Below are 11,514 nucleotides of genomic sequence, written 5' to 3'. Positions count from 1 at the left end.
CTCCCGGGATGTCACAAAAGCTTCGCGTATACGTCTTGGAAAGTTCGAAGGGCCGGCGTACGAGGCCCCTGCTTCGTATTTGGGGGCGGCGCCCCCTTTTGATCGACCTATCGGGGGACATGCTCCATGTCATTTATGAAAAAATTCTCCTACAGCGCGGCGACGATTGCCCTGCTGGCCGCCGCTCCGGCGGCGGTCTATGCGCAGGAAACCACGGGTTCCATCCAGGGTTTCGTTCGCGATTCGTCCGGTGCCGTGGTGCCCAACGCTTCCATCACCGTCCTGCACGTTCCGACGGGTTCGGCCCGTACGGCCGTGTCCGGCGCCAACGGCACCTTCTCCTCTGGCAACCTGCGTCCGGGCGGTCCCTACATCGTCACCGTGACTGCCGACGGTTATGCCGGCCAGCGCGTCGAAGACGTCTATGTTGACCTGGGTCAGGCGACCGAGCTGAACCTGTCCATCGATGCTGCGGCTACCGAGGTGATCGTCGTGACGGCGTCGGCCATCAACGCCGTTGAAGTTGCGGTGGGCCCGTCGGCGGTGTTCGACCAGCGCGACCTCGAGCGTCTGCCCTCCATCAACCGCACGATCAATGACGTGATCCGGACCGACCCGCGCATCTATGTCGACGAAGCCGATGTCGACGGCATCCAGTGCGCCGGTGCCAATTCGCGCTTCAACTCGCTGACCCTCGACGGTGTGCGCATCAATGACGGTTTCGGCCTGAACCGCAACGGCTTCCCGACAGAGCGCCAGCCCTTCCCGTTCGACGCGATTTCGCAGGTCGCCGTCGAGCTGGCTCCGTTCGACGTGTACTATGGCGGTTTCTCGGCCTGTAATATCAACGCCGTTACCCAGTCGGGCTCGAACGAGTTCCACGGCAATCTGTGGTACGACTACACGTCCGACAGCCTGCAGGGCGACAGCCTGGAAGGTTCCGACGTGAACGTCGCCGAGTTCGACGAGACCCGCTACGGCTTCGACGTCGGCGGTCCGATCATCGAAGACCAGCTGTTCTTCTACGTCGCCTACGAAAAGCTTGAAGGTGCCAATACGTTCGACCGCGGTGTCGAAGGTTCCGGCGCGATCAACGAAGTGGCCGGCTTCACCCAGGCCGAGTTCGACGAAATCCTCGACATTGCCCGCACCGTCTACAACTACGATCCGGGCTTTGCGCCGTCGAGCTTCCCGAACGAAGACGAAAAAATCCTCTTCCGCCTGGATTGGGAGATCAACAACAACCACCGTGCCGACTTCGTCTTCCTGAACAATGACGGCTTCAACATCACCGAATCCGACGGTGACGCCAACGAGTTCGAATTCTCCAACCACCTCTATGAGCGTGGTGCGGAACTGACCCGTTACACCGGCTCGCTGTACTCCGATTGGACCGACAACTTCTCGACGGAATTCCGTGTCAGCTTCTCCGAGCTGGACAACCGCCAGAATTCCATCGGCCAGGACGGTTTCGGCGAGTTCCGCATCACCGACAGCAACGACCCGGTTATCGACGGGACAGGTCAGCGCAACACGATCTACATCGGTGAAGATGACTCCCGTCAGTCCAATGAGCTGAACTACGACGTGTTCAACTTTGTGGCCCGCGGCACCTATCGCTGGAACAACCACACCTTCTCGTTCGGCTATGAGCGTGAGGCGACGGACTTCTTCAACCTGTTCGTCCAGCACACGATCGGCCAGTTCGACTTCGACAGTATCGATGACTTCCGCAACGGTATTCCGGACGACATCGACTACAACAACGCGCCGAGCCTGGATCCGAACGATGCGGCCGCCGACTGGGGCTATGCCTCCAACGCGGTCTACTTCCAGGACGAGTGGGACTTCGGCAACGGGTTCGTGCTGACCGCCGGCCTGCGCTACGACTTCTACACCTCCGATGACACGCCGAGGGAAAATCCGGATTTCGTGGCGTCCTACGGATACTCCAACGCCCAGAACATGGACGGTCGCGACCTGCTGCAGCCGCGCGTCGGCTTCAACTGGGACGTCAACGACCAGCTGTCCCTGCGCGGTGGTTTCGGCCTCTTCTCCGGCGGCGATCCGAATGTGTGGCTGTCCAACACCTACTCGACGGACTTCATCTCCCAGTTCGGTGTGAACGAAGGCATCTTCTATGGCGCCGGTTTCTCCACCCTGTTCGACGCGGGTGTGACCTATCCGAACGGCCTGACGCCGGGTTATGCGGTGCCGCAGATCATGATCGACGCGGTTGCGGCCGGGCAGGGTTCGCCGGGCTTCGAGATGAACAACCTGCATCCGAGCTTCGACATCCCGGGCGAGTGGAAATACGCCCTCGGCGGTACGTATGATGCGTATGTCCCGATGGATAATTTCCTGGGCGGTGAGTACACGATCAACGCCGACATCCTGTATTCGCAGGATATCAACGCCGCGATCATCACCCGTCGCGACCTGGTTCTCGACCGTACCGGTCCGGCCGGTTTCCCGATCTACACGTCCCGCAACAGCCCCGGCACGCTGGAGCTGACCAATACGGACGTGAACGCGGAGTCGCTGAACGTCTCCTTCACGGTCGCCAAGGAATACGACAACGGCCTCGACTGGGTCTTCGGCTATGCCTATACGGACGCCGAGGACGTTCAGCCGATGACGTCGTCGGTTGCCTTCTCCAACTATGTCAGCCGTGCCTTCGTCGGCGCCAATGACGAGATTTCGGCCCGTTCGAACTACAATATCGAGAACCGTTTCACCCTGAACGTGAACTATGGTCACGAGTTCTTCGACGGTTATGAAACACGGTTCGGCCTGTTCGCGCTGGCCTCGTCCGGTCGCCCGTTCAGCTACACGATGGCGGCCCGCGGTGGCGGCGACCTGACCTTCTTCAGCCCCTTCCTCTCGGGCGACAACTGGCTGCTCTACATCCCGACCGGTCCGAGCGATCCGAATGTGGACCTGTCCGGCATCGACGCCAATGCCTTCTTCTCCTTCATCGAAGAAGCGGGTCTGAGCGGTTATGCCGGCGGCTTCGCGCCGCGGAACGGCCATGAAGGCGGCTGGTGGACCAAGGCCGACCTGCGCATCACGCAGGAATTCCCCGGCTTCATGGAAGGTCACCGTTCGCAGTTCTTCCTGGACATCGACAACTTCACCAACCTGCTGAACGACGAGTGGGGCGTCCTCAACGAGGCCGGCTTCCCGCGTCGTAACCGCGTGGTCGATGCAACGCTCCTGTCCACCGGCGGCAGCCAGTTCGTCTACTCGAACTTCAACAATCCCGACACGACGTCTCGCGTCGGCGGGGCGTCGCTGTGGTCGATCCGTCTGGGTGTGCGCTACAGCTTCTAGGTTCGCATCCAGGACAAGCATCTTGCGGAAGGGCGGCCCATGTGCCGCCCTTCTTCTTTTTGCCGCTCGCACGGCGCAGCGGAGCGTGCTAGAGGCGCGCGCATGACGACGACCCCTGTCCCGCACGCCATCCATCTGCCGCACGAGACCGCGCCGGTGCGGCGCATCTTCACCTGCTGGCCCTCGGCCGCCGATCTCTGGGAAGACGATCTCGAACCGGCCCAGGCCGAGTTCGCAGACTTCCTGCGTGCCCTGACGCAGCCGTCGGAGACGGGACGCAAGCTCGATCTGGTGATCCTGGCGGCCACGGCCCAGGCCGAAGCGTCCGCGCGCCGGGCCATGGGCCAGAAGGCCGAAGTCGTGCGGGCCGAGTTCGGCGATGTCTGGGCGCGCGATACCGGCCCTGTCTTCCTGCGCCAGGACGGGCGGGACATCGCCGTGCGCTTCGTCTTCAACGGCTGGGGCGGCAAGTATGATCTGCCGGGCGACGACACGGTCGGCGGCGTGATGGCGAAACTGGCCGGAGCCGGGGAACGGCGGGTCGATCTGGTCGCCGAGGGCGGAGCGCTGGAATTCGACGGCGACGGCACGCTGATCACAACGCGGCAATGCCTGCTCAACCCCAACCGCAATCCCGGCCTTTCCGAAGCCGATGTCGAGACGCGGCTGAAAGCGGCGCTCGGGGTGAAGAAGGTGCTCTGGATCGATGAGGGGCTGGAGGCCGATCATACCGACGGGCATATCGACAATATCGTCCGTTTCGCGCGTCCGGGCGTGGTGATCTGCCAGGCGCCGGCGGGCGGTGACGATCCGCAGACCGCGGTCCTCTCGTCCATTGCCCGTCAGCTGGCGCGCATGACCGACGCGAAGGGACGCCGGCTTCAGGTGCACACCATTCCCTCGCCGGGGCGGGTCGATCTGGGGGATGGCGGGATCGTGCCGGCAAGCCACATGAACTGGGTGATCGGGCCGCGCAATGTCGTGGTGCCGACCTATGGTACCGCGAGCGAGGCGGCGGCCCTGCGCGGCCTGCGGCCGCTGTTTCCGCATCATCATATTGTCGGATCGTCCGCGCGTGCCATACTGACGGGCGGGGGGGCTTTTCATTGTGTGACCTGTCACCAGCCCGGAGAGTGAGGATTGTTCCGATCCGTCCTGAGTGCCCTGTGTCTTGCGGTTCTGGTCCTGCCACCGGCGGTGGCCGGGGACGACGCCGCCAGCCCGTCGGCACGCCCTGAATACCCCTATCTCGACACGGTGCGCGAGCGGCTGGACGCCGCCATGGCCGACCGTCGCGTCGTCGGCCTGGTTGCGGCGGTGATCGAGAACGGAGAACCGGTCTTCGTCTACACCCATGGCGAAACCGCCGCCGGTTCCGGTGAACCTGTGACGCGCCGGACCCTGTTCCGCGCCGCCTCCGTTTCCAAGACCTTCACGGGCACGCTGCTGGGCCTGCTGGAAGCGGAGGGGCTGGTCGATCTTGCTGCACCGGTGCCCGGCGATGTGCTGCGCCTTGAGGGCAGCCGCCAGCCGACTCTGGAAGAGATTGCCAGCCATCGCACCGGCTTGCCGCCGAATGCCTATGATCTTGACCTGGAGGCGGGCCAGTCGCCCGAACGCATCCGCCGCCGCCTGGCCCAGGTCGATCTGCTGTGTCCGGTGGGAGATTGCTACACCTATCAGAACGTGGCCTTCTCGGCGCTGGAAAGCATAGTCGAGACGGCAACGGGCGAGGATTTCTCAACGGTGCTTCGCACCCGCCTGATCGAGCCCCTGGGCCTGCCCGGCGCGTCTCTCGGGGCCGATGCGCTGACCTCCGCGCCCTCCTGGGCCCGGCCACACAGCGGCTGGCGCCGGGTATCGAACCGGCCCGGCGATCCCGATACACATTATGACCGCATCCCCTCGGCCTCGGGCGTCAATCTCTCGCTTGACGATCTCATCGTCTGGGCCCAGGTCCAGCTGGGCACAAGGCCCGGGCTGGCCGACAGTGTGCGCAGCCGGATCCACAGCCCGCTGACCGAGACATTGCGCGAAACCCGCCGCCTGGGCGATCTGCGCCAGCGGGTGGACAATACCTGGTACGGGCTTGGCTGGCGCATCTATGACTGGGAAGGCCGCACCCTGGTCTTGCATTCGGGCTATCTGTCCGGTTATGGCGCCCAGATCGTGCTCGAGCCGGCCACCGGATTTGCCTTCGTGGCGCTGTGGAATTCGGACAACCGGCCGGCCTGGTGGCTGTGGCCCACCGTGATGGACCTGCGCACCGGCGACGGGCCGGGCGAGTGGCTGACCGAGCGGATCGAAGAGGATTGATGCCGATGGCACGTACGATCACCGTGGCCGGCCTGCAGGCGGCGTTCGGCACCGACATGGCTGCCAATATCGCCACCGTGAAGGAGATGGTGCGCGAGGCGGCCGGGCAGGGTGCCCGGGTGATCCTACCGCCGGAACTCTTCCAGGGACCGTATTTCTGCAAGGTGCAGGACGAGCGCTATTTCGCCACCGCCTATCCGGCGCTGGACCATCCCTGCGTCACCGAACTCGCTCCGCTGGCGGCCGAGCTGGGCGTGGTGATCCCGGTCTCGATCTACGAGCGCGACGGGCCGCACTACTACAATTCCCTGGTCATGCTGGACGCCGACGGCAAGCCGCTGGGCGTCTATCGCAAGAGCCATATTCCGGACGGGCCGGGCTATATGGAGAAATTCTATTTCCGCCCCGGCGATACGGGGTTCCGGGTCTGGGATACGCGTTTCGGGCGGATCGGCGTGGGCGTGTGCTGGGACCAGTGGTTCCCGGAGGCGGCCCGCTGCATGACCATGCTGGGTGCGGAAGTGCTGCTCTATCCCACCGCCATCGGGTCGGAACCGCATGACGACAGCCTGGATACGGCCATCCGCTGGCAACGCGCCATGCAGGGCCATGCCGTATCCAATGTTATCCCGGTGATTGCGGCCAACCGGATCGGCGACGAGGAGGGGCAGGTCTTCTACGGTTCGTCCTTCGTCACCGACCATACCGGCGAAAAGCTGGACGAGCTCGGCCGGTCGGAGACGGGCGTCGTCAGCGCCACATTCGATCTGGATTTCCTGCAGCGCCACCGGGCGGCCTGGGGCTTTTTCCGCGACCGGCGGCCCGATCTGTACGCGCCCTTCTTCTCGCCGCGCAGCGGCTAGGCTTTCGGGGCCGAACGCTGGCCTGACGGGACCAGAAGCGCCATCAGGATGGCAATGGACAGGGGTGGCCAGCCAAAGGCGATGGCCTGGTCGGGCTGGCCCTGGCTCAGACTCCAGGCGGAGGCCGTCAGTCCGGCGGCCGCGATCATGGCTGCGGCGAGCAGCATTGTCAGGCGTATGCCCATGCAATCCTCCATCACCCCCCGCATTCGACCGTCTGGCGGCCTGTTGAGCCGGCATCATGGCACGATGTGGCTAACGTTTGGTTTCCGGCCGGGAGGGCCGGGCGCGTGCAGGACTAGCTGCCCATCAGGGCGCCCTGGATGCCGTCGAGGATGAACTGCGCGGCCAGGGCGGCCAGGATGACGCCGAGGATCCGGGTAATCATGGCGGCCATTGAATCGCCGATCAGCTTCATCACCGGGCCGATCAGCAGGAAGACCACCAGGCAGAAGACCAGGATGATCGCCACCGCCGCCAGGATCACGCCCTGTTCGGCCAGGCCGCTGGCGTCCGACATGAACAGCATCATGGTCGCGATCGCGCCGGGGCCGGCGAGCATCGGAATAGCCATCGGGAAGACCGAGATATCGTCCCATTGCTCGGGATGATTGTCGTGCTCGCCGATGATTTCCTCGGCCCGCTCCTCGCGGCGCTCGGTACGTTTTTCGAAGATCATCTCCAGCGCCATCAGGAACAGCAGAACGCCGCCGGCCGCCCGGAAGGCGTCCAGCGAAATGTGCATGGCATTGAGCAGCCAGGCGCCGCCCAGGGCAAAGCCCAGCAGCACGCCCGAGGCAATCACCACCGACTTGATCGCCATCGTGCGGCGGTGCGCCTTGGGCGCACCTTCGGTCAGTGCCGCAAAGATCGGCGCCACGCCGGGCGGATCGACGGCCACGAAAAACGTGACCAGGGCGGAGGTGAAGAGTTCCATCATGGGGTCAGTCCTGTTCCTGGCCGCCCGCATAGCGTTCATGGCGCGCAAGGTCACGGATTTTCTCGCGCATGGCTCTGCAGGGTTGGCATGCACAAACGCGGGTATGGCCGTTACGCATCGCGCGCGCCGGCGGGTCCGGCCGGCGCCGCCTCCTGCAGGGCCCAGAGATCCGCGAAGGCTTCCAGGGCTTCGGCCTGGAGCGCCTCCCGTTCGTTCAGGCGGTCCAGGGCGTCGAAACCGCGGCCGAGGCTGACGAAGCGGGCGGAAATTGCCAGCCAGCGTTCCGCCTGGCGCATCCGTTTCTGCGACAGCGCCACCTGTCCGCACACCATCGCCGTCCGCGCCGCCTGGTCGGGCGGGACACCGTCGGGCATGAGCCGCCGGAGGGCGGGCGGAAGCGCCGTGTCCGGCGGGCCGGCCGGTACCGGACCGGCGGACCTGCGGCGGCGATGTCCGCCGTTATGCTGTTTGCGCGAGCGTCTGTTCGACATGCCGGTCTCCTTGCATTGCCTCGGGATGTGCACCGGAAGCGCCACGGCGTTTCCGCCTGGCGTGATGAGGAGTGCAGGATGCCGGCCGGAGCCGGTCTGTTGGGTTTCAGTGCGTGGCGCCGGAGGCATCCTGCACACGGAGATTTACCGGGGTTCCTTGCGGCCCCCTCTCGAAACCGGCGTGGACGGACGATCGAGCCTCTTTATCGCCCTTCCCCGCCGATGGCCCCGCCGGCCGCTGCCGTGGTCAATCCGGCAGCAACGGACAGGCTCCGTACTCCCCGCACCCCCGGACCGACCGGATCCGGGCCTCGAGCGATGCGAGGACGGGGGGGATTATGGGGGAGGCGAGCAGGGGTGGGGATAAGTTGGTGAACGATCTTGCGGCCGAGGCGGGAGAAGGGCTACCAGTTCCTCAGGTTCTCGGGGGCCAGCGTGGCCGGGTCGGTACCGCCAAGTGCGGGATAGAGGTCGCTCCAGTCCGGATTGGCGGCTTCGATCAGTTCGACCTTCCATTGCCGGCGCCAGCGCTTGATCCGCTTTTCCCGCGAAATGGCTTCGTTGATGTCCTCGTGCGGTTCGTACCAGACGAGACGGTCGACCCGGTATTTTACCGTGAAGCCTGGCACCTGCCGCGTCTTGTGCTCGAACACACGGCGCAACAGGGAATTGGTCACGCCGCAATAGAGCGTGCCGTGCCGGCGTGAGGCGAGCAGATAGACGAAGTAGCTGTGATCCATACATGCAATTATAAATTGCATACCATCATCTGTCATCCCGGCCGGATGCCCCGCGAAAGCGGGGCGCAGAGCCGGGACCGACCGAAGATCGTTCTGAGCGATGAGTCTCCCGTTGGTCCCGGCGCTCCGCCCGGCTCAAGGCCGGGCTCCGGCCGGGAAAAATGCTTGGGGGAAAAGGGGAGGTTTCTCTATCCGCTGTGTGGAGTTCGCCCACACACCAAGCTCCCATCTTCACCCTCCACCCGCGTCATCCCGGACGCATGCCCGGCCTCGAGCCGGGCGGAGATCCGGGACCCATAATCCCGGTGTTCGTCCAGCTGACGCCGATATCGAGTCTGCGTGCAGCCAAGACCGGCGCGTATAGGTCCCGGCTCTGCGGCCCGCTTTCGCGGGCCATCCGGCCGGGATGACAGGGGGAGTGAAGGGAAGGTGTGCGCGTCGCCACAATCAAAAAAGCCCCGGCGCAGCGCACCGGGGCTTATTCATTCCATCCATGCCCGGAAACCTCAGTCCCCGAACATGTCCCCGTAGCGGTGGCGCGGGCGCTTTTCCCAGGCGCGGCGGTGATAGACGTCCGACACGATCACCGGGGCGACCGTCGAGGCTTCCGCGAAGACCATCTGTTCCAGGGCCACGTCCACCTTGCCCCAGGAACAGGCTTCCTTGAGGGTGGAGGAGGAGCAGGCGCCGTCGCGCACGTCGGCGACGGTAATCTGCACGGCGTAGGCGTGCATGGGCACGTCCTCGCCGAGGATTTCCGCGCACACCACCGTGTCCTGGGCGAAATTCTTGGGCACGCCGCCGCCGACCATGAAGAGGCCGGTGGTGCCGGCCTTGATCTTGATGTCGGTCAGCTCGCGGAAATCCGCCACGCTGTCGATCGAGAGATAGGGCTGGCCCGCCTTCATGCGCTGGACCTGGTGTTTGACCAGGCCGAAACCGGCGGAGCAGTCGGAAAAGGCCGGGCAGAAGATCGGCACGCCCTGTTCGTAGCATTCCTGCACCAGCGAGCCGGGCTTCCTGGCGTTGCCTTCGGCCAGCCATTTGCCCATCGCCTTGATGTAGGAGCGCGAGGAGCGCGGCCCCGGCTCCAGCATGTCGGCGATTTCCAGCGTGGCGTGGTCGCAGGCCTGCAGTTCTTCCTCGTCGATATAGGTGTCGTAGATGCGGTCGATATAGAGATCGCGCAGCACCCGGTCGTCGGGGATTTCCCGGGCCTGGTAATGCTTGAAGCCCATCGCCTCGAAGAAATCCATGTCCACGATCGAGGCGCCGGTGGAGACGATGGCATCGACCATGTTGTGGCGCACCATGTCGCGCCAGACATGCATGCAGCCGCCCGCCGAGGTCGATCCGGCCAGGGTGAGGATCACCGAACAGTCCGGGTCGGCAACGGCGGCCTGCAGGATGCGGGCGGCGCGGGCGGCATCGCGCGAGGTGAAGGACATCTTCTCCCAGGCATCGACCAGTTCGCGGCCGTCAAAGGCCGTGATGTCGATATGCTCGATGGGCGAGGAGAGAAGCTCGGCCTTGCGGTTCGAGGTGTCGCTCATGCGCGTCTCCTAAGCTTGGGGCGGCGCCGGCGGGCACGGGCGAAGGAAATGACGGTCGTTTCTTCCGTGTCGTCGGCCTTGCCGGGCTGGGCCTCGAACATAGACGGCCACGGCATATCCTCAACCGCGATGTGTTCGATCGTGCCGAACCCGTTGAAATCGGTGGCCAGGGCGGTTCCGTAGGCGCCCAGCATGCCGATCTCGATGATATCGCCTTCGGCGATGTCGGCAGGCAGGTCGAACGGGCCGGGAATGGCGTCCATGCTGTCGCAGGTCGGGCCGAACAGGCGGAAGGCGGCCGTATCCGCACCGGTTTCGCCGCGGGCGCGGTGGACGCGCACGGGGAAGGGCCATTTCGCATGCGCGGCGTCGAACAGGCGTCCATAGGCGCCGTCATTGAGGTAGAGCGCATCGCCCTTGACCAGTTCGACACGGGTGAGGACGCTCTCGGCCTCGGCCACGAGGGCCCGGCCGGGCTCGCACCACAGATCGGCGTTCTCCAGCACCATCATTTCCTCGAAGGCGTCCTCGATGGCGGCGATGTAGTCGTCCATGGGCGGCGGGGTCATGCCCGGATAGATCGAGGGGAAGCCGCCGCCGACATCGACGATGTCCACGGTGACGCCCGCCTGCACGATGAGGCGCGAGGCTTCCAGCATGGCCGAACGATAGGCCGAGGGCTGCATGCACTGGCTGCCGACATGGAAGCTCACGCCCAGCTCGTCGGCAAAGGCGCGGGCCTGCCGGATCAGTTCGGCCGCCTCGTAGGCAGGCACGCCGAACTTGCCGGCCAGCGAGAACATCGCCCCGTCATTGGAGACGGCCAGGCGCACGATCAGGGTGAGGTCCTTGGCGTAATTCGTCTCCTCGACGATCTTCTTCAGCTCGGCCTCGCAATCCAGCGCGAAGATGCGCACGCCGAATTCGTAATAGGCGCGGCGGATGGCTTCGCGGCTCTTGACCGGATGCAGGAACGCCATGCGGGCGCCCGGGCAATGTTCGGCAACGAGCTGGATTTCGGGAATCGATGCGACGTCGAAGAAACGCGTTCCGGCCTTGTGCAGCGCCCCGAGAATCCAGGGGCTGGGGTTGGCTTTCACCGCGTAAAGGACTTCACCCGGAAAATTGTCCTGGAACCAGTGGCTCGCTTGTGCAACGCGATCCGGACGTGCGCAGACGACCGGGCTTTCTACGTGCCGTGAGCGGACCAGGTCCAGGGGAGTATGGTACGTGTGCAATTCACGTGACCCCCTGTTGGCAGTTAACCCAATCCGGCAT

The 11,514-nt window shown here is 64.7% G+C and carries 10 protein-coding genes; 4 read left to right on the top strand and 6 right to left on the bottom strand.

Annotated elements, in window-relative coordinates:
• Positions 1-126 precede the first annotated feature (126 nt).
• The 4 genes from Q1U94_RS06325 (at position 127) to aguB (ending at position 6,512) form a co-directional block, all read left to right on the top strand.
• Entirely contained in the window at positions 127-3,333 is a 3,207-nt protein-coding gene (locus Q1U94_RS06325) for a TonB-dependent receptor (protein WP_300542792.1), read from the top strand.
• 102 nt (positions 3,334-3,435) lie between these two features.
• Entirely contained in the window at positions 3,436-4,470 is a 1,035-nt protein-coding gene (locus tag Q1U94_RS06320) for an agmatine deiminase family protein (RefSeq protein ID WP_300542791.1), read from the top strand.
• A gap of 3 nt (positions 4,471-4,473) precedes the next feature.
• The gene (locus Q1U94_RS06315) at positions 4,474-5,649 is read left to right on the top strand and encodes a serine hydrolase domain-containing protein (RefSeq protein WP_300542789.1); all 1,176 of its coding nucleotides are present in this window, start codon (positions 4,474-4,476) and stop codon (positions 5,647-5,649) included.
• A 5-nt stretch (positions 5,650-5,654) separates the two neighbouring features.
• Positions 5,655-6,512, top strand: coding sequence for an N-carbamoylputrescine amidase (aguB, locus tag Q1U94_RS06310; protein ID WP_300542788.1), 858 nt, complete (start codon positions 5,655-5,657; stop codon positions 6,510-6,512).
• On the opposite strand, the gene Q1U94_RS06305 is transcribed toward aguB, so the two are convergent.
• The 6 genes from Q1U94_RS06305 to Q1U94_RS06280 all read right to left on the bottom strand — a co-directional run bounded on the left by Q1U94_RS06305 (position 6,509) and on the right by Q1U94_RS06280 (position 11,474).
• Positions 6,509-6,697 (bottom strand): hypothetical protein, encoded by a 189-nt coding sequence (locus Q1U94_RS06305; protein WP_300542787.1) that lies wholly within the window; start codon positions 6,695-6,697, stop codon positions 6,509-6,511. The genes aguB and Q1U94_RS06305 overlap by 4 nt on opposite strands.
• 113 nt (positions 6,698-6,810) lie before the next feature.
• The gene (locus Q1U94_RS06300) at positions 6,811-7,452 is read right to left on the bottom strand and encodes a MarC family protein (protein WP_300542786.1); all 642 of its coding nucleotides are present in this window, start codon (positions 7,450-7,452) and stop codon (positions 6,811-6,813) included.
• A 110-nt stretch (positions 7,453-7,562) separates the two neighbouring features.
• Positions 7,563-7,943, bottom strand: coding sequence for a hypothetical protein (locus Q1U94_RS06295; protein WP_300542785.1), 381 nt, complete (start codon positions 7,941-7,943; stop codon positions 7,563-7,565).
• A gap of 404 nt (positions 7,944-8,347) precedes the next feature.
• The gene (locus tag Q1U94_RS06290; RefSeq protein ID WP_300542783.1) at positions 8,348-8,683 is read right to left on the bottom strand and encodes a GIY-YIG nuclease family protein; all 336 of its coding nucleotides are present in this window, start codon (positions 8,681-8,683) and stop codon (positions 8,348-8,350) included.
• 506 nt (positions 8,684-9,189) lie between these two features.
• On the bottom strand, positions 9,190-10,236 hold the full coding sequence (locus tag Q1U94_RS06285) for a deoxyhypusine synthase (protein WP_300542782.1): 1,047 nt from the start codon (positions 10,234-10,236) through the stop codon (positions 9,190-9,192).
• Positions 10,233-11,474: a type III PLP-dependent enzyme gene (locus Q1U94_RS06280; protein ID WP_300542781.1), complete on the bottom strand. Its 1,242-nt coding sequence runs from the start codon at positions 11,472-11,474 to the stop codon at positions 10,233-10,235. Before Q1U94_RS06280 ends, Q1U94_RS06285 begins: the two co-directional genes overlap by 4 nt.
• Positions 11,475-11,514: the final 40 nt, after the last annotated feature.

Source organism: Maricaulis sp. (assembly GCF_030149515.1).
GTDB lineage: Bacteria > Pseudomonadota > Alphaproteobacteria > Caulobacterales > Maricaulaceae > Maricaulis.
The sequence above is the reverse complement of the archived record's forward strand: the minus strand, read 5'-3'. Positions and strand labels throughout refer to the sequence as shown.

What these genes read in the sequence shown, in the direction of transcription:
- Q1U94_RS06290 (WP_300542783.1), bottom strand. Translation starts at nt 8,683, where the DNA reads ATGGATCACAGCTACTTCGTCTATCTGCTCGCCTCACGCCGGCACGGC.
- Q1U94_RS06320 (WP_300542791.1), top strand. Translation starts at nt 3,436, where the DNA reads ATGACGACGACCCCTGTCCCGCACGCCATCCATCTGCCGCACGAGACC.
- Q1U94_RS06285 (WP_300542782.1), bottom strand. Translation starts at nt 10,236, where the DNA reads ATGAGCGACACCTCGAACCGCAAGGCCGAGCTTCTCTCCTCGCCCATC.
- Q1U94_RS06295 (WP_300542785.1), bottom strand. Translation starts at nt 7,943, where the DNA reads ATGTCGAACAGACGCTCGCGCAAACAGCATAACGGCGGACATCGCCGC.
- Q1U94_RS06305 (WP_300542787.1), bottom strand. Translation starts at nt 6,697, where the DNA reads ATGGGCATACGCCTGACAATGCTGCTCGCCGCAGCCATGATCGCGGCC.
- Q1U94_RS06300 (WP_300542786.1), bottom strand. Translation starts at nt 7,452, where the DNA reads ATGATGGAACTCTTCACCTCCGCCCTGGTCACGTTTTTCGTGGCCGTC.
- aguB (WP_300542788.1), top strand. Translation starts at nt 5,655, where the DNA reads ATGGCACGTACGATCACCGTGGCCGGCCTGCAGGCGGCGTTCGGCACC.
- Q1U94_RS06325 (WP_300542792.1), top strand. Translation starts at nt 127, where the DNA reads ATGTCATTTATGAAAAAATTCTCCTACAGCGCGGCGACGATTGCCCTG.